Origin of the sequence: Desulfovibrio sp. (genome assembly GCF_047607245.1) — a bacterium.
Taxonomy (GTDB): domain Bacteria; phylum Desulfobacterota; class Desulfovibrionia; order Desulfovibrionales; family Desulfovibrionaceae; genus Desulfovibrio.
The window spans coordinates 16,508-40,951 of sequence record NZ_JASGDK010000191.1 but is presented as its reverse complement, the minus strand read 5'-3'; the positions used below and the strand labels follow the sequence as shown (position 1 = coordinate 40,951).

19 protein-coding genes are annotated in these 24,444 nt (G+C 55.6%); 4 read left to right on the top strand and 15 right to left on the bottom strand.

Going from position 1 to position 24,444, the window contains the following annotated elements; genetic code table 11:
• Positions 1–67 precede the first annotated feature (67 nt).
• The 12 genes from QM579_RS14115 to QM579_RS14060 form a co-directional block, all read right to left on the bottom strand.
• A complete protein-coding gene (locus tag QM579_RS14115) occupies positions 68–304 on the bottom strand; it encodes a hypothetical protein (protein ID WP_414999761.1) in 237 nt (78 codons plus the stop codon).
• A gap of 9 nt (positions 305–313) precedes the next feature.
• Positions 314–1,360 carry an endolytic transglycosylase MltG gene (mltG, locus tag QM579_RS14110; RefSeq protein WP_414999760.1) on the bottom strand — a complete coding sequence of 349 codons (1,047 nt, stop codon included), beginning with the start codon at positions 1,358–1,360 and terminating at the stop codon, positions 314–316.
• Positions 1,357–1,794, bottom strand: coding sequence for a Holliday junction resolvase RuvX (ruvX, locus tag QM579_RS14105; protein ID WP_414999759.1), 438 nt, complete (start codon positions 1,792–1,794; stop codon positions 1,357–1,359). The genes mltG and ruvX overlap by 4 nt, the downstream gene beginning before the upstream one ends.
• Positions 1,795–2,784 carry a tryptophan--tRNA ligase gene (gene trpS, locus QM579_RS14100; RefSeq protein ID WP_414999758.1) on the bottom strand — a complete coding sequence of 330 codons (990 nt, stop codon included), beginning with the start codon at positions 2,782–2,784 and terminating at the stop codon, positions 1,795–1,797.
• Between the two features lie 21 nt (positions 2,785–2,805).
• Positions 2,806–3,480, bottom strand: coding sequence for a site-2 protease family protein (locus tag QM579_RS14095; protein WP_414999757.1), 675 nt, complete (start codon positions 3,478–3,480; stop codon positions 2,806–2,808).
• Between the two features lie 234 nt (positions 3,481–3,714).
• Positions 3,715–4,020, bottom strand: coding sequence for a hypothetical protein (locus QM579_RS14090; RefSeq protein ID WP_414999756.1), 306 nt, complete (start codon positions 4,018–4,020; stop codon positions 3,715–3,717).
• A 24-nt stretch (positions 4,021–4,044) separates the two neighbouring features.
• On the bottom strand, positions 4,045–4,485 hold the full coding sequence (locus QM579_RS14085) for a C-GCAxxG-C-C family protein (protein WP_414999755.1): 441 nt from the start codon (positions 4,483–4,485) through the stop codon (positions 4,045–4,047).
• Between the two features lie 50 nt (positions 4,486–4,535).
• Entirely contained in the window at positions 4,536–5,525 is a 990-nt protein-coding gene (locus tag QM579_RS14080; protein WP_414999754.1) for a hypothetical protein, read from the bottom strand.
• A gap of 33 nt (positions 5,526–5,558) precedes the next feature.
• Complete coding sequence (rnhA, locus tag QM579_RS14075; RefSeq protein WP_414999753.1) at positions 5,559–6,029, bottom strand: ribonuclease HI; 471 nt, start codon at positions 6,027–6,029, stop codon at positions 5,559–5,561.
• 281 nt (positions 6,030–6,310) lie between these two features.
• Positions 6,311–8,056 (bottom strand): methyl-accepting chemotaxis protein, encoded by a 1,746-nt coding sequence (locus tag QM579_RS14070; protein WP_414999752.1) that lies wholly within the window; start codon positions 8,054–8,056, stop codon positions 6,311–6,313.
• 872 nt (positions 8,057–8,928) lie between these two features.
• Complete coding sequence (ahcY, locus tag QM579_RS14065) at positions 8,929–10,350, bottom strand: adenosylhomocysteinase (protein WP_414999751.1); 1,422 nt, start codon at positions 10,348–10,350, stop codon at positions 8,929–8,931.
• Between the two features lie 86 nt (positions 10,351–10,436).
• The gene (locus tag QM579_RS14060; RefSeq protein ID WP_414999750.1) at positions 10,437–11,360 is read right to left on the bottom strand and encodes an ArsR/SmtB family transcription factor; all 924 of its coding nucleotides are present in this window, start codon (positions 11,358–11,360) and stop codon (positions 10,437–10,439) included.
• Positions 11,361–11,502: 142 nt separating this feature from the next.
• Here QM579_RS14060 and QM579_RS14055 point away from each other — a divergent pair, with 142 nt between their 5' ends.
• Together QM579_RS14055 and QM579_RS14050 are read left to right on the top strand one after the other, a co-directional pair.
• Positions 11,503–12,033, top strand: coding sequence for a DUF721 domain-containing protein (locus tag QM579_RS14055; protein ID WP_414999749.1), 531 nt, complete (start codon positions 11,503–11,505; stop codon positions 12,031–12,033).
• 406 nt (positions 12,034–12,439) lie between these two features.
• Entirely contained in the window at positions 12,440–12,817 is a 378-nt protein-coding gene (locus tag QM579_RS14050) for a hypothetical protein (protein ID WP_414999748.1), read from the top strand.
• 458 nt (positions 12,818–13,275) lie between these two features.
• On the opposite strand, the gene QM579_RS14045 is transcribed toward QM579_RS14050, so the two are convergent.
• Positions 13,276–14,181: a hypothetical protein gene (locus QM579_RS14045; protein WP_414999747.1), complete on the bottom strand. Its 906-nt coding sequence runs from the start codon at positions 14,179–14,181 to the stop codon at positions 13,276–13,278.
• A gap of 281 nt (positions 14,182–14,462) precedes the next feature.
• Between QM579_RS14045 and QM579_RS14040 the strand changes: the two genes are divergently transcribed.
• Positions 14,463–18,014: an FAD-binding and (Fe-S)-binding domain-containing protein gene (locus tag QM579_RS14040; protein WP_414999746.1), complete on the top strand. Its 3,552-nt coding sequence runs from the start codon at positions 14,463–14,465 to the stop codon at positions 18,012–18,014.
• 1,500 nt (positions 18,015–19,514) lie between these two features.
• Here QM579_RS14040 and QM579_RS14035 read toward each other — a convergent pair.
• Positions 19,515–20,921, bottom strand: a complete 1,407-nt coding sequence (locus tag QM579_RS14035; RefSeq protein ID WP_414999745.1) for a glutamate decarboxylase — start codon at positions 20,919–20,921, stop codon at positions 19,515–19,517.
• A gap of 3 nt (positions 20,922–20,924) precedes the next feature.
• Positions 20,925–22,409 carry an amino acid permease gene (locus QM579_RS14030; RefSeq protein ID WP_414999744.1) on the bottom strand — a complete coding sequence of 495 codons (1,485 nt, stop codon included), beginning with the start codon at positions 22,407–22,409 and terminating at the stop codon, positions 20,925–20,927.
• A gap of 462 nt (positions 22,410–22,871) precedes the next feature.
• Here QM579_RS14030 and gadC point away from each other — a divergent pair, with 462 nt between their 5' ends.
• Positions 22,872–24,377, top strand: coding sequence for a putative glutamine/gamma-aminobutyrate antiporter GadC (gene gadC, locus QM579_RS14025; RefSeq protein WP_414999743.1), 1,506 nt, complete (start codon positions 22,872–22,874; stop codon positions 24,375–24,377).
• The last annotated feature ends 67 nt before the right edge of the window (positions 24,378–24,444 follow it).

Sequence of the window (24,444 nt, the reverse complement as noted above, 5' to 3'; positions counted from 1 at the left end):
TTTGCAAAAGGGTCCCTCCCCCACAAAGCGTTTCCAGAAGATTCTTTAATCAGTGTTTCCCTAACTGTCAGCGTTGTCGCAAGGCCTCGGCAATAATGGCGGCGTCTTCCTCTGGCCGGGCCTTGAGCCCAAGCTCGGCATGGCCGCCCGAGCATATAAAACCCTGCGGTCCCAGTTCGAGAAATCCGGCGGAAAGCACTTGCCCGTAAGGCAGTTGTTCGCGCATGTCGACGTGGTCAACGCGGCGCGGAAAAACAAAGGGTACGGCCTGACCTGAAAAATCTTCAACAATGAGGTATTTCACGGGGATTCCTCAGCGGTTCTGGGGTTTGCGCCGATTTTGCAGATACTGGCGCACGGCCCTGTTGTGGTCTGTAAGATTGGTGGAAAAAACGTGTTCTCCGCCATCGGTGATTGCTACAAAGTAGATGAAATCGTGCTTTTCGGGATTGATGGCGGCCCTGAGAGCGGCCATGCCGAAGGAGCATATGGGCCCCGGCGGCAGGCCGGGACGCTGGTATGTATTGTACAGATTGTTGGGGTCGTCCAGATGGCTGCGGCGCAGATTGCCGTCAAATCCGGGGCCAAGCCCGTAGATGACCGTGGGGTCAGCCTGAAGAATCATACTGCGGGCAAGGCGGTTCTGGTACACCCCTGCCACGCGCGGGCGTTCGGCGTCGATGCCTGTTTCCTTTTCCACCACGGATGCCAGAATCATCCAGGTCTTCAACTGGTCTACAGCGGGCTTTGTGCCGCCGGGCCACACGGGGGCGGCTTTGCGCCAGAAGTTGTCCACCAGCCGTCCGGCCACGCTGCGGGCCTGTGCCGCATCCGGCTCATCCGCTTTTTTCAGCAGATAGGTGTCGGGCATAAGAAAGCCCTCGGCCGTGGCAAAGGGAATACCGTAGTGCCGCAGAAAATCCGGGTCCATGATAACTTTGCGAAAATCGTCAAAACGCACAAGCCCCGCTTCTTCCAGCAGCTTGCCTGTCTGCCACCAGGTGAGCCCTTCGGGCACGGTAATGCGAAAAAGCACGGGTTGCCCGTTGACCAGCATGTCCAGCACCTTTTCGGGCGTCCAGCCGGAATTGAGGGCAAAACGCCCGGCTTGCAGGCGGCTGTCCCATTCTTTGTAGCGGGCCAGCAGGCGAAACTTGCGGGCATCGGTAACAACGCCCTTTTGCTCAAGGGCTGTAGCCACCTGGGCGAAGTGCGCGCCGGGCGGCACGTCGAAAAGCACTTCCTGCCCTTCGGTTTGCGGGGCGGTGTTCAGGAAGGTATAGCCTTCATAGACCAGCCAGCCGCTGCCAGCCAGGGCCAGCAGCAACAGCAGTCCGAGCAGGCGTAAAAACGTTTTCATGCGGGACTCCGCTCTTGCGGGGTAAGGGAAAGAAAGGACGACAGAATGCGCACGGCGGCCTGCTGGTCAAGCACTGCCTTGCGCTTGCGCATTTTCAACCCGGCTTCGCGCAGGTCGGCCCAGGCTTCTTCGGAACTCAGTTCCTCAAGCATGTAGTAAAAGGGCAGGGGCACGCGGCGCTTGAGGCGCTGGGTAACGTTGCGCACCTGCCGGGTGATCAGGCTTTCTTCCCCATCCTGAGTCAGGGGAAGCCCCATCACCACACCTTCGGCCCCGGTTTCAACGATTTTTTCCGCCAGGGCGGCCAGAAAAAGTTTGCGGTCGGCATAATCCTGCAAGCGTAGCGTGGCCAGGGGAAAGGCCATGCGCCCCTCAGGATCTGACACGGCCAGGCCCGTGCGGGCCAGGCCGTAGTCCACACTCACAAACTTCAACTACAACCCCATTTTTTCGCGCACAAGGGCCATTGTCTGGCTGGCAAAGGCGCGTGCGCGGTCATTGCCGTGCGCGAGGATTTCGTCCACACGGGCCGGATTGGCATCCAGCACGGAGCGGCGTTCCTGCAGGGGCGTCAGGAATGTTTCAAGGTTCTTGAGGAAAATCTTTTTGCAGTCCACACAGCCCAGGGTGGCTCCGGTGCAGCCCTTGCGAATTTCGGCCTGTTCCTCGGGGCTGCTCAGCAGCACATGGTACGGAAAGAGATTACAGACATCAGGGTTGCCGGGGTCGGACTTGCGCAGGCGGGCCTGATCGGTGAACATGCCGCGCACTTTTTCCTGAATGCCCGCCATATCGTCGGAAAGGAAGATGCCGTTGTTGTAGCTTTTGGACATCTTGCGTCCGTCAAGGCCGGGGCACTTGGCGGCGGGGGTCAGCATGGCCTTGGGTTCGGGCAGAAGTTCGCCGCCGTAGAGGTAATTGAAACGGCGGGCGATTTCGCGCGTCAGTTCCATATGGGGCAGCTGGTCTTCGCCCACTGGCACGCCGTGGGGGCGGTACATAAGAATATCCGCAGCCATAAGCACGGGGTAGCACAAAAAGCCCGCGTTGCCGAGGTCCTTGTTGCTGATCTGCTGCTGCTGTTCCTTGTAGGTGGGGTTGCGTTCAAGCCACGACACGGGCGTGATCATAGAAAGCAGCAGAGAAAGCTCTGCATGTTCCTTTACTTCGGACTGGCGAAAGATGACGCACTTTTCGGGATCAAGGCCAGCGCCCACCCAGTCCTTGACCATCTCGTGGATATTCAGGCGGATCTTGGTAGGATCGGCATAATCGCTGGTAAGGGCGTGCCAGTCTGCCACAAAAAAGTAGGCTTCTTCTGTGTGTTGCAGTTCCACCCAGTTTTTCAGCACTCCGAAGTAGTGACCAAGGTGCAGGGGGCCAGTGGGCCGCATGCCGGAAACAGTGCGCAGTTCTTTACTCATGAAAGACAGTCCTTAATGAAATTACAAAATGCCAAGCAGGGTCAGCAGGCCACGGGCACTGCCAGTTACCAGCGGGCCCAGCACCATGCCCAGCAGGCCGGTAAACAGAAGCCCCAGAAGAATGATGAAACCGAAGCGCTCAATGCTCAAAAAACGCAAGGCAGCGTTGAAAGGCAGAAAATAGGCCACAACCTTGCTGCCGTCCAGCGGAGGGATGGGCAGCAGATTAAGCCAGCCCAGGCCAAAGTTGATAATTACGCCTACCTGCATGGATTTGAGCGCAAAGATGTAGAAGCTGCTGTGCTGCCACTCGATTGGCGGAAAAAAACTCAGGGTCAGCCGCAGCAAAACACCGAAGATTCCTGCCAGAATGAAGTTGGTCAGCGGGCCAGCCAGGGCCACCAGCATCATATCTTTGGCGGGATTGCGAAAATAGCGCGGGTTGACGGGCACGGGTTTGGCCCATCCAAAAACAAAGGAGCCAGTGAGACTCGTGAGGCCAAAGACCATCAGCCCCATCGGGTCAATATGCGGCAGGGGATTGAGGGTCAGACGTCCCATCATGCGGGCAGTGGGGTCGCCACAGCGCGCGGCCACCCATCCGTGGGCCACTTCATGCAGAATAATGCCCAGAAGAGCTGGCACTGCCGCGATGGACAGCGTGCTCAGGGCTTGGGATATATCTAGATTGAACATTGTTGGCGGGTACCATTTTCCGTGCGGCGGAGCAACTTTTTGCCCGTGCCGGTAAGTGTTAGGCCTGCCCGGGGCGGCTTTGCGTTCAGGTTTTGCCAGTCAGCGGCAACGTTGTCTTACGGGGACCCTTTGCGGCAGGTTGCCGGGCAACAGATTTTTTTGCATGTCTGCTGCAAGGGCCGCATAAAAGCAGCGTTGCTCAGCCAAAAGGCAGAAATCTGACGCGCCCGCCTCCTAGCCGGAGGAGGCCACTTTTCGAACAAGAATTTCGTCGCCCGGCCAGATGTGCCTGTCAGGAGTAAGCAGCTGCCCGTCACGGGCCACCAGCGCTGTTTCTTCAGCCAGCCCCAGCGCTGCAAGCAATTGCCGCGACGTTTTGGGCCTCGGCAAGGAGAGGTGTTTTTCCTCGGGCTGCAACAGCACTACAATGCGCGCGCCCGTGTGTTCAGGCTTGATTACCTGGCAGTGGGCGGGAATTTCCACCGGGGTGCGGCGGGGGCGCTGCTGATCTTCTTGCGTAGGTGTGGACGTTTCCGTCATGGGGGTCTCCTTGTGGCGCAGTGGCTATAAATATTCTTCCAGCAGTGCGCAGGTTTCGCAAATCATAGGAACGCACACTGTGGTGAACAGATTTTTTTCAAGTATAAGCGCGCGGGCTTGCGGATCAGTAAGATCATGGCCCAAAATGCCGCGGCATTCGAGGCTGCCGTGAGCCTGGGCAAAGGCCGCCATAAAGGCGTCGCGGCGGGCGTACAGGGCCTGCTTCTGCTCGCGGCTGCACGCTCCGGCCGGGCCGCGGGCAAGGCCAATGGCCATAAGCGCCCCGGTGACGCAGCCGCATGTGTTCGCCTGCCCCATGCCCGACCCAAAACAGGAGGCAATGCGCAACGCATCTTCGTAGGGCAGGCCGAATTTTTCAGAAAAATGGCTCAACACCTGCTGGGCGCAAATAACGCCCATGCCAAAATTTTCCTGAACCTCTGCAATATCCATTTGTTCGCTCATTGGATGTCTCTGCCGGGCTGCCCCGGTTGTCCCGTGTACGCCGTGTCAGCTCAGGCGCTGGCGTAGTAATAGATAATGGTCACAGCCGTCATACTGGCCGCACGTAACCCCTGATTTGCCAGAATGAGGCGCAACGCCAGGGCCGGGCGGAAAAAACCGGAGTACGAGGGCAACTGGTGCCGTATGCCGCGCATGGGCGTGGATAATATATTGCCCACCATCAGGGCCAGCACGACATCACGTGCCGAAAGGCCGCCTGTTTGCAGCACACTTCCCGCCGCGCCAAGGGCCGCGCCAAGCTCCGCCGCCAGATGCAGCACAATAATGCCCATAGCCTGCGGCTTCAAGAAGGAAAGCCAGGACATGTGCTGTGAAAGCCATTGTTCGGCCAAAGCGAAATAGCCGAACTGCTGCATAAGATACATAAGCACGTAGATGGGCGCGGTAAAGTACACAAGCTTGGGCAGGCGGCGGGTGAAACGCTTCCAGGCTTTGCGCAGGGCGGCGTTCCAGTTTGTGCGCTCGTTGCTGTCTGCCTTGCAGGCAATACAGCCCGGCGGGGGCGGCGGCAGTATGCGCCGGGCCAGCACCACGGTGAAGGCTGTGCGCCCTATGGCGGCCATCAGGGTAAGCCCCACGTAAACGACGGCGGGCATGCCCAGTACGGGCCAGGTAAGCAGAAAGATGGTGGGCGTGTGCACCATATATGCGGGCAAACTGTTGAAAAGGTTGGCCAGCATAAGTTCTTTGCCGGAAAGTTCACCCAGATTGTGGCTGTCGGACAGGAGGCTGTTGGCCGCTGCCGGGGATACAAAGGCCAGTGAAAAACTGGCCCCCGCTACCTCACGCAGATGGGCCGTGCGGGCCAGCGGGGCCGCCAGGCGGGCCAGATGGCGTGTCCAGCGCAAAGCCTCAAGCACGTTGGCTATGAGCAGGCCAGCGGCCATGCCCATAAGCAGGCGCAAGAGCGGCCAGCCCAGCGCATGCCATAGCGCGGCCAGAGAAAAGGCTGTTTCTGCTGATGGGGGTTGAACAGGCATGGTTTTGCGGTATTGCGGTTCGCGTTTGGGTGATCAGGCTTTGTAGCCCGTATCCTGCGGCAGGTCACGGCGGCTTGCCTGGGTGCGGGCCAGAACATCGCAACGCTCGTTTTCCGGGTGTCCTGCATGCCCTTTAAGCCAGTTAAACGTTACCTTGTGCTGGCGCAGAAGCGGCAACATGCGCTGCCACAGGTCCACATTGAGAACGGGCTTTTTGTCCGACTTTATCCAGTTCTTTTTTACCCATCCCCACAGCCAGCCTTTGCTCACGCTGTCGCACACATAGCGCGAGTCAGTATAGAGTTCCACAAGGCAGGGGTTCTTGAGCAGAACCAGTGATTCAATGACGGCCAGCATTTCCATGCGGTTGTTGGTGGTGAGGGCGTAACCGCCGGAGAATTCCTTGCGGTAGTCCTCTCCTTCCAGCTTGAGAATGGCTGCCCAGCCACCGGGGCCAGGATTGCCGAGACAGGAACCGTCTGTATGAATGGTCACTTTTTGCATTGTATTCCTTGAAAAATTTATCTGCGGCGTCATGTCACCGGGGGGCGAAACTGCTTTAGAAAAACGGGAACCCTTGGAGCGCCGGATTCTTATATTGTGCGGCCCCGCTTGCACGGGCTGTTACAGTTTACGTGGTATTTTTCAGCCCTGCCCTCGCACGGGCGCAGCATACACGGCATGGAGGCAGTGAGCAACGTGGGCTTTGGCAGCGAACCGCATATAAAAAATCCGGCCCTTTCCTGCGGGAAAAGGCCGGAATGGAGTAACGTGAAAAAGAAGAATCAGGCGCGTTTGAGATTTTCGATAATCCTGGCCAGTTCCTGAGCCTGTTTGGCCAGATCGGAAACAGCCTTGCTGGCTTCGCCCATTGCCTGCGAAGTTTCGCTGGCGATGGTGTTCACGTGCTCCACAGACCGGGCAATTTCTTCCGATGAGGCCGACTGCTGTTCACTGGCGGTGGCGATGCTGCGCACCTGATCTGCTGTCTGCTCTGCAAGCCCGAGGATTTCCTTCAAGGCCTCGCCGCTGCGCAAGGTGAATTGCGTGGCGCGGTTTACCTTCTCCACTGCGGTGTCCATACGCTTTACGCCGGCTTGTGAACTTTCCTGAATGGCGCCGATGGCTTTGCCCACATCCATTGTGGAAGACATTGTTTTTTCAGCAAGCTTGCGCACTTCGTCAGCAACGACGGCAAATCCGCGGCCAGCGTCGCCAGCGCGGGCTGCTTCGATGGCGGCATTGAGGGCCAGAAGGTTGGTCTGGTCGGCAATGTCCGATATGACCGTCATGATTTCAGAGATGGCCTGCGCATGGCCGGAGAGTTCGTCCATGCTGGTTTTGAGCGCCATAGTGTCGTTCTGTACATCGTTGATGGCAGTCTGGCATTGGGTGGTTATCTGCTCGCCGTCATGCGCTTTTTCCTGCGTGGCGCTTGAAAGGCTGGCCCCGGTGGCGGCGTTTCTGGCAACTTCAAGCACCGTGGCGTTCATTTCTTCAACCGCGGTGGCCGTGTCGGCAATGCGTCCAGCCTGTTGCGCCGCGCCGTGCGAGGATTGTTCTATCTGGGCTGAAAGTTCTTCCGAGGCCGAAGCAATGACGTTGACGACGCCTTCCAGCTGAGCAGCGGCGTCAAGCAGGCCTTCGCGACGGGCGTTTTCTGCTCTGGCGCGCGCTTCTTCGGCTTCGGCCTGGGCAATCCCGGCCCGTTCAGAGGCTTCCTGCGCCTTCAGGGATTCCTGCTGCGCGTGCTCGATATTTTTTTTCAGGGCGTTAACCATAGCCACAATGGACTTGTACACGCCTTCTTTGGCGCTGCCATCGTCAATATTGTAGTCGCCCTGAACCACGCGGTTGGCAACGTTGTTGAGTTCACCGGGGTCTTTGCCCAGCTGTTTGTGCGTGCCACGGATAATAAAGATAACAGTTGCCGTGCCCGCAATCAGGGCGGCTGCAAGCAAGGCTATAATCAGCACTCTCGCGTTACTGTACATCTCGTCACAGTTATTGCTGGCGGCATCGCCGCCTTCCGTGTTGATTCGCACCAGGCTCATGAGCGACTCATTGCACTGCTCAAAGAGTGTGCGGGACTGCGAACGAAAGAGCTGCATGGCCTGATCATGCTTGTCGCTGTTCGCAAGCTGCATGACCTTGTTGCTGATTTCCAGGTATTCCTTCCACTGCCGCAGAAAAGTGTCGTATGTCTGTTGTTCCTGAGGCGAGGAGATGAGTTTTACATATTGGCTGCTGACGGAACCCATACCCTTCAGGGCTGCATCCATGCGGTTTTTGTAGGTAGGCCTGTACTCGTCAGAGCTGCCCATATTGACCAGCATGGATTCGGCAAGGCGGTAGTCTGATGTGAGCACGTTCAGGTTCAGGGCGCTTCGCGTGGAAGGAAGCCAGTTGCGGCTGATTTCCGTTGATCCGTCATTGATATTTGACATCTGCATCAGGCTGAACGTGCCTAATATCGCTATGAGCAGAAGCAAAAACGCTGACATAAGCGAAAGCTTTACTCCTAATTTCATATTCTCCCCCATTCTAGGTAATTGTATTGCAGTTGTATGAGATGTTCTTATGTAATCGGGGGGTATGGTTTGTATTTATTTATATGTTGTAGTTAGTTTAATTGATTTGTTTTTTAATGAATGTTCGATATTTTAATCTTTATGAATATTTTTATCTTTCTGTAAAATGTATTATCGGCATTACTAACCATGACTTATGGGTGTTAGCAATATAAAAAACGAGTTTCAAAAAATAATATTTTCAAGATAATATGTGTAATGAAGTTTTTTATTTTAGTTGTGCATATTAATTAACTGTAGCGACTGTTTATAATTTGTAAAAAACAGTAACTACATCTTAACTGATAGCGCAGTTAGCCATTGGCGTATGCAGTGTCATTTGATTTCAGGTTTGGCCATGCCAGCAGCAAGAAAAAAATGCGGCAGAATGTCACTCTTGAATTGCGTCTTATTGAATAGCTATGCTTCCGGTATCAGGAGCTCGTGATAATTCTCAGTCATGAAATGTTTTGAAATAAAAATTTTAATAAAATTGAAGTATTGTGTGCAACTATATGGTGTTTAAAATAAAAATGACCGAAGCAAAACTTCGGTCATTACGCAGGGGCGCGGCGGGCAGCCGCCCCGTGCATGCGCAAAAGGGCAAGACCCTTTTACGTCGATTTTCAGCAGGCGCCGGAGCCATCTTGGCGTCCGGCGCCTGTGGCGGCTTTAAGCCGCGCAATCCAACTCTTCTGAATCCGCTTTTTTTATATTCTATCTTGCAAGGGCAAGCCGTGCAGTACTCGCTTTACCACAGTGCCAGCACATTTTGCGCTGGGCGGCATGAGCTATTGGCCGCGGGTGTTCCACCCCTTGCAAAGACAAATGGCCTAGTAGCGGTAGTGGTCTGCCTTGAAGGGGCCGTCCACATTGACGCCGATATAGTCGGCCTGTTCCTTGGTGAGCTTGGTCAGCTTGACGCCAAGACGGCCAAGGTGCAGGCGGGCCACTTCTTCGTCCAGTTCTTTGGGCAGGGTGTAGACCTTGTTTTCCAGCTTTTCAGTGGCCAGCTTGATCTGGGCCAGCGTCTGGTTGGTGAAGCTGTTGGACATGACAAAGCTGGCATGTCCCGTGGCGCAGCCAAGGTTGACCAGGCGGCCTTCAGCCAGCACAACGATGCTGCGGCCAGACTTGAGGGTCCACTTGTCCACTTGCGGCTTGATATTCAGGCAGGTGACGCCGGGCGTGTTTTCAAGATAGGTCATTTCAATTTCGTTGTCGAAATGGCCGATATTGCACACAATGGCTTCGTCCTTCATGGCTTCCATATGCTTGCCGGTGATGACGTGGTAGTTGCCCGTGCAGGTGACGTAGATGTCGCCCTGAGCCAGTGCGTCTTCAATGGTGGTGACTTCGTAGCCTTCCATCGCAGCCTGAAGGGCGCAGATGGGGTCGATTTCCGTCACCAGCACGCGCGCGCCGAAGCCGCGCATGGACTGGGCGCAGCCCTTGCCCACGTCGCCGTAACCCACAACCACAACAACCTTGCCGGCAATCATGACGTCAGTGGCACGCTTGATACCGTCAGCCAGGGATTCGCGGCAGCCGTACAGGTTGTCGAACTTGGACTTGGTAACAGCGTCGTTGACGTTGATGGCAGGGAAGAGCAGCTTGCCAGCGGCTTCAAGCTGATAGAGGCGATGCACGCCAGTAGTGGTTTCTTCCGAAACGCCCTTCATCTTGGCAGCTACCTTGTGCCAGTGCTGGGGATCTTCTTTGAGGCGCAGCTTGAGGCGGTCAAGGATGCACTGCAGTTCCTTGTTGTCGGTCTTCTCATCAAGAACAGCGGGGTTGTTTTCAGCTTCAACGCCCTTGTGGATAAGCAGGGTGGCGTCGCCGCCATCGTCAACAATAAGGTCGGGGCCGCTGCCGTCAGGCCAGGTAAGTGCCATTTCGGTGCACCACCAGTAATCTTCAAGGGTTTCGCCCTTCCAGGCAAAAACCTTGGCCATGCCCAGGTCGGCAATGGCGGAGGCGGCGTGGTCCTGCGTGGAGAAAATGTTGCACGAAGCCCAGCGGATGTCCGCGCCCAGAGCGTGCAGGGTCTGGATGAGCATGGCCGTCTGGATGGTCATATGCAGGGAACCCGTGATCTTGAGTCCCTTAAGCGGCTTGCTGGGGCCGTATTTTTTGATGCATTCCATAAGGCCGGGCACTTCCCGCTCGGAAAGCTGCATTTCTTTTTTGCCGAAATCGGCCAGGGCCATGTCTGCAACTTTGTGCGCCAGACTCAGATCAAGAGCTTTGGTCATTGATGTCTCCCATTCTTTGAAGTATCTGATTTGTTAATAATTTTAAGCGAGTGGAGTGTTGCACTTCTTGCCTTGCGGCAAAAAGGCTAATGGGCCTCTGCTGTCAAAATCAGCAGGGTCAGGCCCCGGTCCACGGGCTGCCGCGTACAGGTCAGCGTGTTAAAGCCCACAGACTTGAGATCAGCGTCCAGACCGTCTTCGTCAAAGCCAAGCCAGCGGTCGCCGTAGCGGTTGCGCATGGTTTCGTCGCTGTGGCGAAGAAAATCCGCCACAAAGAGGCGTCCGCCGGGGGCCATGATGCGGCGTATCTCGCGCAGGCCGTGCAGCGGATCAGAAAGATGGTGCAGCACAAGATTGATGCAGGCGAAATCCGCTTCCTGATCCCGCAGGGGCAGGTGGCTCAGTTCGCCGATACGCAGAGATACCCGATCCTCAGAGAGGTCTTCAGGTGTAAAGCGCCGGCGGCAGATCTCAAGCATGCGTGCAGAGCCGTCCACGCCAATGACTCCACGCGCCAGTGGCAGCATGCGCGCCAGCACGGCCCCCGTGCCGCAACCCAGGTCCACAGCCATGCCACAGTCTTTGGGCACAGCGGCGCACACGGCGTCAGGCAGGTCAAAAGCCCCCAGAACCTCGCGGTTCAGCTCGTCCCAGTCTTCAGCAATGGCGTTGAAGAACTGGCGGGTCTTGAGAGCGCGTTCTTCAAGCATCTGCGCAGCCATATTCAGGTCTGCCCGCATAGCGGCGTCTGCATGAACAAAGGGAGTGATGGAGAGCAGAAAGTCGCGCTCTTCGCCCGAGCGTGGCGTAGCGTAGAAAACCCACAGCCCATCACGGCGTGAAGTGAGCAGCCCAGCCTCGGTAAGGATTTTCAGATGACGCGAAACCCGCGATTGCCCCATGTCCAGAATGCGCACCAGTTCGTTGACCGACAACTCGTAATGCAGCAAGATGTGCACAAGGCGAAGGCGTGTTTCGTCTGAAAGTGCTTTAAAATACAAAAGTGCCATTTGTTTTCCTGCGATAAATCAACTTATGTTGATGCTAATATCAATATATCTGCATATGGTCAACAGGCCTGGCGTTGGGCTAACCCTTCCCAAGCGCGGGGTGGCTCTGTGATTCACAATGCCCATTGTGGCGGAACTGCTCATGTTTCCTAAAGTATTTCGCAAAAAAAATAAAAATGCCGAACCGGTGGCCGTTGGCGAAGTGCTAGCCGCCGTTATGGCCGGGCTTGGCGTGGACCCGGCGCAGGCTCAGGCGCGTAACCGGCTGAGTCATCTGTGGCAGAATTGGAACATGGTTATGGGCCCGGAGCTGGCAGAACTGGCCCGTCCCCTTGGCCACCACAGGGATTTACTGCTCATAGGGGCCGAGGATGCCATGCTGGCTCAGGAACTGCACCTTATGAGTGCTGAACTGCTGGAAAGGGTCAATGCCTTTATGGAAGAACCCTTTTTTGGCGGCGTAAAGGTATCACTGCTTATGGGCAAACCAGGGCTGGATGTGACGGCCAGCAAGCCATTGTCGGATGAAGATATGGGCTGGCGCGCGCCACGTGTGGTGACGCCTGACCCTATTCAGGCCAGGGGCGACTTTCTTGTAGGTATGGACCCTGACTCGCCAGTGGCGCGCGCATATTCCCGCTTTGCGGAGTGTCGTGCACGAATTAAATCGTAACTATCTGAAAATCCCGTGTAAGTGTTCTTTGCTTGTCGCAGACCGCAATGCGACAAGCCTCCCGGAGTTTGGCTGTGCCGGGCTAATTTTATAATTATCAATCCCGCTTTTTGGCCTTTTGGCCCTCAGCAGCGCTTCGCGTCCTCTTGTGGACTTTCACAGGCAGCCAGTTGCTCCCGATAGCAAAATTCATGAAAAAGTATGGGGAACCGCAAGATTGTTTCAAGAAATATGTTTTATATTCATTATATATTTTAGTATGATATAATAAGCATGAAATATTTCTACATGCGATTTTGTTGTTTGCTTGCTGCTATTGTTGACAACCATTTGCATGCAGTGCTAGCTTCCAAAAAGCGTCACCCACCTACGCTCAAGTGGTGGGGAAGAGCTCGCGGAGGATTGAATGAACGTGCAAAAAACTATGGAAGACATTTGTCTGAAGCACGACAACGGCAGCGATTTCAGTTTTCGTGGCCGACTTTTTTCTGAGTGCTCGTGGTATGACGAAGCACTTGGCATGCTCACCCGTCAAAAGCTCTATGTGACCGACACCAACGAACAGGTGTATTATATCGTACGCTCGTCTGGTCAGGAGCGCAGCCGTCATGCGTACCGCCTTGCAGTACGTGGCGATAACTGCATCATTCATAACGGCATGGCCGAAATGTCTTTGCAGTTCGATATGCTCATGCTGGCCGTGCGCGGCCTTTGCGGGCTTGAATCTGGCGCAACGCCTACACTTTCTATGGTGGAAGAAATGCTCAAGGCGGCTAACGCCTGATTTTCCACATATCTTGATGTCTAAAGGGCGGCCCTTCGGGTCGCCCTTTTGCGTTTTTGTTGTCAGCGTTGTTATTCTAGAGTTTTTCAATAAACGGCGAGGGGTAAGCCGCATTGCCGACCTGCGGGACGGCTTTTCACGCAACAGTTCTGCGTTTGCGGGCTTCGGGCTTGCGCTCGCAGCGGCGTTCACGGCACCGTGCCCCCGGCATGGATGTGGTGGGGCAGAGGCATTGGCGCTGCTTCCCCAGAAGTTCCAAAGAATGGCAAAAAGCGTGCAGGGTTTCTTTATGGTCAGCGGGCGGCGCCGAGCATCATATCTGCCCTGGGCAATGCCGTTAGATCCTGGGCCGCAACGTTACGAGCCTGTCAGCATGCGCTTGCAGCATGACAGGCTCGTTTTTTCTGGCATAGCAGGGGGACTTATCTCGTGAGGGCACTGCCTGGTGCGGGGTTGCTTCAGTCAGTTGTTTCGGGCAGGGCCTTCTGGTCGTCACGGGCCGAGCATTCTATTCGTGGCAGTGGCGTGAAGTAGTTGGTACCCCAGGTAAGCGCCAGAACAAAAACTGCGGCGAAAAGGCCTATGACCGGGCTCCATAATGGCGCTGCGGAAAGAGATAACCGCATGAGCAGGGTGCCGATAACAAACCCGGAGTTGCGGAAGACCGCGTGAAAGGCAGGCATGTAGCGTTGCGCTATAAGCACCAGAGTGATGTCTGAAAAAATCAAAATGGTATACAGGGTTTCAAAAAAACTCTGGTCGTTGCCTGTGGTGACAAAAGAAATAACATCCCTCACGGCGACGCAAAGAAAAATGATGAAGAGCAGCAAGGCCAGCAGTTTTTTGCTCATGACGTAGCGCATACGCAGATCTGGAGAGGAGATGAAATGCATGTGCCGCCGGGCGATACGCTTGTACAGCCCGAGGCACAGGTATACCAGCAAGGCCCCCGCGCCCGAAACGGCGATATAAAGTACGGGCAGCATGTCGCTGGCCACGCTGACGGGTTCTGGCAGGTGGCTCAATTCCTTGAAGGCGTTGCGCAGCAGGATGAGGGTGAGGATTTCAAACTGCTTGCCCATTGATTGCGAAAGGGAGCTGGGAATGACCAGAATGAGGCCCATAACCTCTAGCACCAGTATGAGCGTAAAAGCCAGATGGATGGCGTAAAAATGGCTGGTGGGCGTGACGGTAGACAGCCAGGGAGGCAAAAGTCCCTGCCTGTTCAGCTCAATACCCAGAAGGGCCAGCAGATAGACCCAGAGGATGAAAAAAGCCACACGCCGTTGGGTGACAGCGCGTTCCCAACTGTGTTGCAACCAATCAAATGCATCAGTAATGGGCTGCAATTTTTCAATAAACATATTTTGAAGCACTCCTCTGAGCGAAACATTCGTTGTCTTGTTGTGTGCTGAAAAAGCATAGCCACACGCGGATAAATGTCAAAGACAGCTTTGCGGCAGGCCCGTGACAGAAGAGACAATTTTTTGGCGGTAGTTGCGGTTGCACATATATGCCCCCGTTATTCGGGTTTTTGCCCGCTACTTGCCATCCGTGCGCATTGAACGTAGAAAAAGGGCTTCCCCCAAAACTATCTGTCTGTCATGTTAATAGATTGCCACAGTGCCTACGAGGTTAGAACGCCATGCCCCATAAGGGTCCGCATATTTCCATTTCTCCCGACTATGTGGTGAACCGCATTCTGCGCATTAATATTGATGATTTTGCCGAATGGCCCGAATCCGTGCGCAACCTTGCCATCGCCATAGCCGAAGAGCTTTTTCTGGTGGCTTACAATCCCTTCATTGACGCCGATACCGTGCGCGGCAGCGTGCGCGCGAGCTTTGAAAAAGAAGCCGTTTCTCTGGCGCATTATTATGCCACGGCCATTGGCGAGGGCATTACCATGTTCTGGTCGGCCCACCAGGCCGAAATGGAATTCAGGGAAAAGCTCATCGACGCTCTGGGCGACATCCTGCCGGCGGAATGTATTTTGACCAATCCCGGCGCACTGGTGGAATCCGCCACCGACGCGACGGACTTGCGCATGGAGCTGCCCCTGCTTGTGGTTGAACCCGATACCACAGAGCAGGTGGCCGAGCTGGTGAAGCTGGCCAATGACATGAAGTTCGCCCTTATTCCGCGTGGCGGCGGATCAGGCATGACGGGCGGCGCCGTGCCCGCGCGCAAGCGCACTCTTATCGTGAGCCTCACTCGCCTTACGCGCGTGGGGGACATTGATTTGAAGGACATGACAGTGACCTGTCAGGCCGGGGCCATAACCCAGACCGTCATAAACGCCGTTGACGCCGCGGGCGCTCTTTTTTCCGTTGACCCGGCCTCCAAACAGGCTTCGTCCATTGGCGGCAATATTTCAGAAAATGCTGGCGGCCCGATGGCCTTTGAGTACGGCACCACGCTGGACAACCTGCTGTGGTGGCGCATGGTGACGCCCACTGGCGAAATCATCACCATCGAACGCGAAAATCATCCGCGCCATAAAATTCTTGCCACAGAAACTGCGGTCTTTGTGGTCAAGGACGTGAGTGGCGGCGTGCGCAACGTGGTGCATTTGCGTGGCGACGAAATCCGCCTGCCGGGCCTTGGCAAGGACGTGACCAACAAGGCTCTGGGCGGGCTGCCCGGCATGCAGAAAGAAGGCGTGGACGGCATCATCACGGAAGCCTGTTTTATTCTGCATCCCAAGCCCAAGCACAAGCGCATCATGGTGCTGGAGTTTTTTGGCCGGTCAATGCACCCGGCCGCCATCGTGGTGCGCGAACTGGTGGCCCTGCGCAACCGTATCCGCGAAGAAGGCGACTACGCCCACCTTTCGGCCATGGAAGAATTCAACGCCAAATACGTTCAGGCTATCGAATACAAGCGCAAGTCTGAAAAATACGAAGGTTCGCCCATTTCGGTTATTATCCTTCAAGTGGACGGCGACGATCCTTACCTTCTGGACACCTGTGTGGGCGACATCGTCAGCGTGGTTGAGCAGCAGGAGAACGTTGATATCATTGTGGCCGCCGACGACAAGGAAGGCGAGCGCTTCTGGGAAGACCGCCACAAGCTTTCGGCCATAGCCAAGCGCACCTCCGGCTTCAAACTCAACGAAGACGTTGTCATTCCTATGGAGCGCATACCGGATTTCGCGCTCTTTCTTGAGCAGGTCAACCTGGAATGCACCGCTGCGGCCTACCGCCACGCCCTTCAAGAAGTGGGACGGCTGCCCGGCTACCCGATGGAAGACAAGGACTTCAACCGGGAATTTTCACAGGCCTCCAAGGCAGCTTCGGGCGATGTTTCCGCCGCTGACCTGTCTGATATGGAAATGGCCGCCCGTGCCGAGGTTTTTCTTGAAGCCCTGAAAGAAAAGTATCCGCATCTCGCCAAAAAGATCGTCAAGATTCATGAGTACATGAACGCCAGCCGCATTGTTGTGGCCAGCCACATGCATGCCGGCGACGGCAACTGTCATGTGAACATTCCCGTGAACTCCAACGATGCCCAGATGCTGGAAGAAGCCGAAGAAGTAGCGGCCCACATTATGGCTGAATGCCAGGAAATGGGCGGTGAGGTTTCGGGCGAGCACGGCATCGGCATCACCAAAATAGCCTTTTTCAGCAAAGAAAAAATGGACGCCCTGCGGGCTTTCAAAGAACGCGTGGACCCCCGCGACGTTATGAATCCCGCCAAGCTGGTCTACCGCGACCTGCCCGTGCGTCCCTTTACCTTCTCCTTCAACCGCCTTATCCGCGACATTCGCGAAAGCGGTCTGCCGGACAAAGACAAGCTCATTCACCTGCTCACGTCCATTCAGGTGTGCACGCGCTGCGGCAAGTGCAAGCAGGTCTGTTCCATGTGCTATCCCGAGCGCTCCATGCAGTACCACCCGCGCAACAAGAATATGGTGCTGGGTATGCTGCTGGAGGCGGTGTATTACTCGCAGGTCAACAAAGGCCGCATTGACGAGCGCCTGCTCAAGTGGATGCGCGATGTCGTCGAGCACTGCACGGCCTGTGGGCGCTGCATGGCCAACTGCCCGGTAAAGATTCCTTCCGGCGAAGTGGCCCTGACCCTGCGTGCCCTGTTGGAGCATGAAGGCGCTGCCGGGCATCCCATCAAGGGCCGTGCGCTGGATTGGCTTGGGCATGATATTGCCCACCGTGTGCCCAAGGCTGCCAAAATGGCCTCTTTGGGTCAGAAGATGCAGAACAAGTTTCTTGGTTTTGTGCCCGAAGTATGGAAGCGCCGCATGCAAAGCCCGCTTTTTTCGGGACGCGGCCCCAAAATGGGCTACACCAACCTTTATGAAGCCCTCAAACTGCACCGGGGCGCCGTTTTTGCGCCTGACGAGCCCACGCCCGGCATGCCTCTGGTTTTGTACTTTCCCGGCTGCGGTGGTGCGCTTTTTTATGACCGCATAGGCGTATCTTCCATAATGCTGCTGCTCAAGGCCGGTTTTGCTGTGGCTGTGCCGCCCAGGCATATGTGCTGCGGTTTCCCCTTGCTGGCAGCGGGGATGGACACCGCCTTTGAAGACAATATGGCCCAGAATCGCCAATACATGGCTTCAATGCTGCGTAATCTGACCAAACAGGGCTTTGACTGCAAATATCTGGTGACAGCCTGCGGTTCCTGCCGCGACGGACTGGAACGCATGAATATGCAGGCCCAGTTCCCGGATCTGGTGATGCGCGACGTGGCGCAGCTCACGCTGCCGCTGCTTTCTCGCGACAACCTGAGCGCCCCCTTGCCCGAAGGCTCCAAGGTGCTCTATCACGGGGCCTGCCACTGTGAGTGGGCCGACGTACACAAGGTCAAGGGGCAGCAGCAGGTGGTGCGTGCTCTGGGTGACTTCACCGGAGCCAAGGTTGCACTGAATCCCGGTTGCTGCGGTGAATCAGGCATGGGGGCCATGACCTCACCCCAGATTTACAACCTGTTGCGTTCGCGCAAGCAAAAGAGACTTGGCGATGCTATGGGTGAAGATTATGAAGGTCCGGTGGTTGTGGGCTGCCCGTCGTGCAAGATTGGTATTGCCCGTTGCCTCATCAACATGCACGACAAGCATCCCGTGCTGCATGTGGCGGAATGGCTGGCCGGGCTTGTGGATGGCGAGGACCGCCGCCAGAGCTTCCGTAAGAAAGTCAATGAAACCAAGGGTGATGTGCGGGTCATCAACATGAAATAGGTGTTCTGCAAGGCGCATTGCGGTTTTGTGGCAAGCGTCAAGGACTGAAAATACAAGTGCCGTCTCTGCTATGCAGGGGCGGCATTTGACGTTTGAGGGGGTACGTTGCAGCGGCGGGTAACTCGGGGTTGGAGCTCTGAGAGTAAGGTATTGTGCCCTGTGGGCATGTGTCGACCTGACAAGCGGGTGGGAAAGTACGAAGCTTTTGAGGGGTGGGGAGTGCCCTGCGGGTACGGAGGCTTTCTCGTTTATGTTGTTTTGACCGCCTGCGCGGCGCGCGGCAGAAGGGGGCCTGTTAGGGGCTGCCGCCCCTCCGAGGCCCCCTCTGCACTCCCCCCGGACGACCCCGCTGGGCTTGTCGTATATCTCCATTCCTACGGGTTAGCCCTCACGGGCTTTCCATATTCCGTCATTGCGCGAGGGCTGCGCGGCTTTTGCTTCGGGAGCTTCCTCGCTTCGCTCGGCGATCTCCCTGCGCGCCGCGCAATGCCACCGTGCGTTTTCGCGCTGAATGAAGGTAGGGCGTCTGGTTAGCGGGGTGTGGGGTGGGGCGGAAATTCGGAGTTTGTCTTTTGACTGAGGTGTGTAGTGCCCTGCGGGCACGGTGCCCTTTCCGTATATGTCGTTTTGGCCGCCTGCGCGGCGCGCGGCAGAAGGGGGCCTGTTAGGGGCTGCCGCCCCTCCGAGGCCCCCTCTGCACTCCCCCCGGACTACCCCGCTGGGCTTGTCGTATATCTCCATTCTTACGGGTTCGTCCCAAGGGCTTTCCATATTCCGTCATTGCGCGAGGGCTGCGCGGCTTTTGCTTCGGGAGTTTCCTCGCTCCGCTCGGCGATCTCCCTGCGCGCCGCGCAATGCCACCGTGCGTTTTTGCGTTGAGCGACGGTCATGGGCATCAGGCTGTATTGAGGGCCAGTGAGTCCTGTAAAGCCAGCTGGTTCAACTATATAGGTAATTAGCTGGGATGTTACGGCTTTTCAGGCAAGGCACAAGCTGTTGCAGGGGGCGGCGTTATAAAGAACCGAAGCCGACACGTCGGCGAGGTTCGTGCGTAGCCGCCCCGAAAGAAGTTGTTGGTCGGGGGTAGAGCGGGGGTGCTTCGGGGGGGATGCAAGGGGGGCCGAGAAGGGGGCGAAGCCCCATAACCGGCCCCGCCTTGCCGCGCGCCGCGCAGGCGGCAGAAGTAGAGAAAAGGAAAAGCCTTCGTGCCCGCAGGGCCAAATTATTCACATAAATGCAACGATATTGCTTTCTTGCCCTCGCCGTTACAGCGTTCGTCTTCATTGGCGGTAAACTGACAGCGGCCAGCAAAGATGGTTCGTCGCTTGGGAAGCTTTTTAGGCAGAGTATTTTGCTGGTAGGTACAGACAGGCGCAGATGGGTATGGGAAAATCTACACACCCCGCACTCAAGCTTGATAGGCACAAGACGCAAATTGCGGGGGAGACTCCTTTTAAAATTTAAAAAGAATCTCCCCCGCTGGCAGGAGCAGTTTAGAGTTTATTTTTTGGCGTGACGGCCAGCGTGGCTGTTGCTGCCGGCTTCAGTTTCTGTGAGGGGCTTGCTAACCGGGTGGGCATCAAAGTGATCCATCGCCCGCTTGATGTCTTCAATAAGCAGGCTGCCCAGGTCGCGGCTGAAGCCGTGGCGTACCAGCACGCGCATGACGACGAGGTCTTCGCGGTGTGCGGGCATGGAATAGGCGGGAACCTGCCAGCCGCGTGAACGCAGGCGGTCAGAGAGGTCGTACAGGGTGTAATTGACCTTGGCTTTGGGCTTGAAGGCCCAGCACAGGGCAGGGATGCCGCCGCGCCCGTTGTACAGCACTTCAAATGGGCCGAGCTTGCCAATGGCTTCGCCGAGGTAGCGGGCCGTGTCATAGCAGTTCTGGTGAATGCGGCGGTAACCTTCCTTGCCGAGGCGCAGGAAGTTGTAATACTGAGCGATAATCTGCCCGCCGGGGCGTGAGAAGTTGAGGGCAAAGGTGGGCATGTTGCCACCGAGGTAGTTCACATTGAAAATGAGGTCTTCGGGAAGGTCGGCTTTTTCACGCCATACAACCCAGCCAACGCCCAGAGGCGCAAGGCCGAACTTGTGGCCGGAAGAGTTGATGGATTTGACACGGGGCAGGCGGAAGTCCCAGCGCAGGTCGGGTTCAATAAAAGGCGCCAAAAAGCCGCCGCTGGCTCCGTCCACGTGGATGGGAATGTCCCAGCCTTTGCTTTTCTGCAATTTGTCCAAGGCCTTGCTGACTTCTTCCACAGGCTCATACTGGCCTGTAAAGGTCACGCCCAGGGTGGGCACAACGCCGATGGTATTTTCGTCGCAGCGCTTGATCACTTCATCTGCGGTCATGATCAGGCGGTCTTTTTCCATCGGAATTTCACGCAATTCCACGTCCCAGTAGCGGGCGAACTTTTCCCAGCAAACCTGTACGGGGCCGCAAACCATATTGGGTTTGTCGTAAGGCTTGCCTGCGGCCTTGCGCATGTTGACCCAGCGGCGCTTCATGCCAAGCCCGCCAAGCATGGCGGCTTCGCTGGAACCCGTGGTGGAGCAGCCAAGGGTTCCCTTGGGATCGGGCGAGTTCCACAAATCGGCCAGCATGTGCACGCAGCGTGTTTCTGTTTCGGCTGTTTGCGGATACTCGTCCTTGTCGATCATGTTTTTATCAACGCATTCGGCCATGATCTGGTTGATTTCAGGATCTACCCAGGTCTGGCAGAACGTGGCCAGATTCTGGCGCGAATTACCGTCCAGCATCAGTTCGTCATGAATGGCCTGATAAACATCGCGGGGGCGACTTTCATTTTCGGGCATCTCGTAGCGCGGCATGGCATTGGCCATATCTGACGCGGCGTAGGTGTCGTCAAGCACGGTATTACGCAGGGTATTCTTTGCAGTCATGCTCTACTCTCCATTGTTGCCGTTGATTGAATCACTGTTTTCTGCTTCCACGGCCAGCCTCCATTGAGGCTTTTTGAATGCTTGAATAAGCAGCGGGATAGCCAGAAAAGTGCATAATCCGCCTGCCACCAGCCCCACATAAAGGGCTGGATTACCTATGGGCAGGTTGTGCGGAGGGAAAAATCCCACAATAAAGGCGAAGGCCACTCCCAGTAAGCCCACGCCGCCAATAAAGAACATGCCTGTGAGCCCGCCCGGAACGCGATAAGGCCGCGGCAGGTCTGGCATGGTGATGCGCAGCCATATGGCTGCACTGAACATAAGCAGGTACATAGCCAGGTAAATGCTGGCCGTGAGCGTTGTAAGAATAAAAAAAGCCACGCTGACGTTTTCAACCAGAAAGTATATGGAGCTCAGGATCAGAACAATGACGGCCTGTATGGCCAGCAAGACTACCGGAGCCCCGGCCTTGTTCTCTCTGCCCAGCAGGGGAGGGGCCTCGCCCTCGCGTGCCGTTTGCAACATGCCTTTGCTCGGGCCGGATACCCAGGCCATAACGTTGCCCACACCGCCAAAGGTTATGAGCAGCGCCACCACGGGCACCATAAAATCCAGGTCAAATTTGTGCAGAATAAGAGAAAAAGCCTGCATGAGGCCCGCGGTGAGGCTCATTTCCTGAGGTGACAGCACGGCTGCAACCGCCAGTGAACCCAGCATGTAGATAATGAAGGCAATGCCTGCTGCCAGCAGCATGGCAATGGGAAAATCCCGCTCTGGCTTTTTCATGGCCGTGGCCTGAACGCTTTGCACTTCAACGCCAGCGAACATCAGCACTATCCCGGCAAGAAAGGTTACGCTGCCAAGCCCTGTGAAATGGGGAAAAAAGCGCGGATGTACATGTTCATGTACGGTATGCCCGCCCACCTGGACGCTTTGTTCCAGAAAGGCCACGGGATTGCCAAGGTCAACCCAAAGCAGGCCAAGAATTATGATGAAAAGGCTGGGAACAAGTGTGCCGACGAATACGCTGTATTTCGTCAGCGTGTTTACAGCCTCCGTACCGCTGAGGGCCACTGCGGTGGCGCAGGCATATATTCCTATGCTGACCATGCCTGTATACAGACCGCTTTGAGCCAAATGTGGATCACCCAGGCAATAGGCCAGCGAAGCTGCCGAAAATCCAAGAATGGTCGGATACCATGCCAGGGTCTGCACCCACTGCATCCAGATGGCCACAAAGCCCCAGCGGGGCCCAAAGGCCGCCTTGACCCACGTATACACCCCGCCCTTGTGAGAGGCGAATGCGCTGCCAAGTTCTGCCGACACCATAGCTGCGGGCAAAAGAAAGATAAATGTGGCGAAAAGTATGTAGAAGATCAGCGATAGCCCTTCGGCTGCCATCATTGGCAGCGCATTGAGACTGACCACCGTGCCCACTGTCATGAGGGCCATGGTCGAAATGGCTACGTTTTTTCGCTGTGCAGGCATGCCGTGCTCCCGGAAAGAGGTTCGGTCTAGGCAGGCTGGGAGTTTGATCTGGATGGGTGTGACGTTTGTTAAAAGGAATTGTTCCAATTAGCTAAAGCTAAACATATTCCTGTGTCTTTGACAATATATTTGTCTGTCTATTGTTTGTAACAGGAAACAGGAGTATTTTGTAATAATTTTCTTACAGACTATTTCTGATTTTTTGGCTCTATGACTGGATATTTTGTGGCGGTATTAGATTTTTTAAACGGTTAATCTTAGGTTCGATCAATACTATAGATAATGAAACAATTAAAATATCAAAATCTATTGACGCCTTAAGTGTTTTTACCTACCGTTGCCTTAACTGGGAGTTATTATTGATTGCTAGCCAGATAATCCGCAGTTTCCAGCCTCTAAATCCAGCCAGCTTTCTTTCTTTTGAGTGGAAATCTCACACAATAATACACGAGGAGCGCCACTATGGGAGAAGTAAAAGAGCAGACGTCCGGCTCTAAAATGTCTATCGCGACAATAGTGGTAATGAATATCACTGCAGTCGTGAGCTTGCGGTTTCTTCCTTCCGAAGCGGAATACGGTCTTGGGGCAATTTTTTATTACGCCTTTGCTGCCGTTGTATTTCTTATTCCTATGGCCCTGGTGGCCGCGGAGCTTGCCACAACCTATCCTGAAAAGGGTGGAGTTTTCCGGTGGGTGAGTGAAGCCTTTGGCCCGCGCTGGGGTTTTTTGGCAATGGCTATGCTGTGGATTGAGGTCATACCTTACTTTCCCACGGTGTTGACCTTTGGCGCCGTTTCCATCGCTTTTGTGGATCCGCATATCAGCATGGCTGAAACAATGGCAGCTAATAAATGGTACATTACGGGTTTTGTGCTCATAGTGTACTGGCTGTCGGTGTTTATCGCCTTGCGCGGTGTGGGCATCTTTGCCCGGGTTTCGAAATGGTGCGGTATTGTCGGCACAATCATACCTGCAGCAGTGGTGGTCATTCTGGGCTTTGCCTATCTGTTCTTCAGCGGCAAGCCGCCGTTGATCGAGCTGAGCTGGAGCGCGCTGATGCCCGACTTTACCAACTTCAGCAACGTGGTGTTGGCCGCCAGTATCTTCCTGGCTTACGCGGGCATGGAAATGAACGCCGTGCACGTCAAGGATATGGACAATCCCACCAAAAAATACCCCATTGCCATCAGTATCGCGTCTCTGGGCACAGTGGCCATCTTCCTGCTGAGTACGCTTGGCATCGCTTTTATCGTACCCAAGCAGGACATCAACCTTACCCAGAGCTTGCTGCTGGCGTATGACCTGCTGTTCCGGTGGATTGATGCAGACTGGCTGGGTTCCGTGCTGGCCGTCATGCTGGCTTTCGGTGTGCTGGGTGGCGTTGTTACATGGATCGCCGGTCCCAACACTGGTATGCTGGCCGTTGCCAAGGCAGGATACCTGCCGCGCTGGTTTCAGAAGACAAACAGATTTGGCATGGGCAGCCGCCTTATGCTCGTACAGGCCGTCATTGTAACCATTCTGTCCATCACCTTCGTGGTCATGCCCTCGGTGCAGGCGGCGTTCCAGATTCTGTCGCAGCTCACCGTCATTCTTTATCTGGTCATGTATCTGCTCATGTTTGCCAGCGGCATACGTTTGCGGCAGACACAGCCGACGCGGCCCCGTCCCTATCGCGTGCCAGCCATGTATCTTTGGGCCACGTTGGGTTTCCTTGGCTCCCTGCTGGCTTTTGCGCTCAGCTTTGTGCCTCCGGGGCAGATATCTGTGGGCAGTCCGGAAAGCTACGTAATGTACCTTGTGGTGCTGGTGGCTATTTTTATAGCCATTCCGCTGATCATATTTGCATTGCGCAAGCCTGAGTGGCGTGATCCTTCTTCGGATTTCGAGCCTTTCACCTGGGAAAAGGAACAGGCGCAAAATCAGGCTGGCGTGCAGAGCTCCGCTTCTGCGCCCACACAGCCGTAGACAGTGCCGTCACAAGCGTCTTTCCGGTTGTTGTCGGGTTGGATCCGTCTTTTACCCGGTTGCGCGC

What these genes read in the sequence shown, in the direction of transcription:
- ahcY (WP_414999751.1), bottom strand. Translation starts at nt 10,350, where the DNA reads ATGACCAAAGCTCTTGATCTGAGTCTGGCGCACAAAGTTGCAGACATG.
- rnhA (WP_414999753.1), bottom strand. Translation starts at nt 6,029, where the DNA reads ATGCAAAAAGTGACCATTCATACAGACGGTTCCTGTCTCGGCAATCCT.
- QM579_RS14040 (WP_414999746.1), top strand. Translation starts at nt 14,463, where the DNA reads ATGCCCCATAAGGGTCCGCATATTTCCATTTCTCCCGACTATGTGGTG.
- QM579_RS14035 (WP_414999745.1), bottom strand. Translation starts at nt 20,921, where the DNA reads ATGACTGCAAAGAATACCCTGCGTAATACCGTGCTTGACGACACCTAC.
- gadC (WP_414999743.1), top strand. Translation starts at nt 22,872, where the DNA reads ATGGGAGAAGTAAAAGAGCAGACGTCCGGCTCTAAAATGTCTATCGCG.
- QM579_RS14050 (WP_414999748.1), top strand. Translation starts at nt 12,440, where the DNA reads ATGAACGTGCAAAAAACTATGGAAGACATTTGTCTGAAGCACGACAAC.
- QM579_RS14055 (WP_414999749.1), top strand. Translation starts at nt 11,503, where the DNA reads ATGTTTCCTAAAGTATTTCGCAAAAAAAATAAAAATGCCGAACCGGTG.
- QM579_RS14060 (WP_414999750.1), bottom strand. Translation starts at nt 11,360, where the DNA reads ATGGCACTTTTGTATTTTAAAGCACTTTCAGACGAAACACGCCTTCGC.
- QM579_RS14080 (WP_414999754.1), bottom strand. Translation starts at nt 5,525, where the DNA reads ATGCCTGTTCAACCCCCATCAGCAGAAACAGCCTTTTCTCTGGCCGCG.
- QM579_RS14045 (WP_414999747.1), bottom strand. Translation starts at nt 14,181, where the DNA reads ATGTTTATTGAAAAATTGCAGCCCATTACTGATGCATTTGATTGGTTG.
- QM579_RS14070 (WP_414999752.1), bottom strand. Translation starts at nt 8,056, where the DNA reads ATGAAATTAGGAGTAAAGCTTTCGCTTATGTCAGCGTTTTTGCTTCTG.
- mltG (WP_414999760.1), bottom strand. Translation starts at nt 1,360, where the DNA reads ATGAAAACGTTTTTACGCCTGCTCGGACTGCTGTTGCTGCTGGCCCTG.
- trpS (WP_414999758.1), bottom strand. Translation starts at nt 2,784, where the DNA reads ATGAGTAAAGAACTGCGCACTGTTTCCGGCATGCGGCCCACTGGCCCC.
- QM579_RS14030 (WP_414999744.1), bottom strand. Translation starts at nt 22,409, where the DNA reads ATGCCTGCACAGCGAAAAAACGTAGCCATTTCGACCATGGCCCTCATG.
- QM579_RS14090 (WP_414999756.1), bottom strand. Translation starts at nt 4,020, where the DNA reads ATGACGGAAACGTCCACACCTACGCAAGAAGATCAGCAGCGCCCCCGC.
- QM579_RS14095 (WP_414999757.1), bottom strand. Translation starts at nt 3,480, where the DNA reads ATGTTCAATCTAGATATATCCCAAGCCCTGAGCACGCTGTCCATCGCG.
- QM579_RS14085 (WP_414999755.1), bottom strand. Translation starts at nt 4,485, where the DNA reads ATGAGCGAACAAATGGATATTGCAGAGGTTCAGGAAAATTTTGGCATG.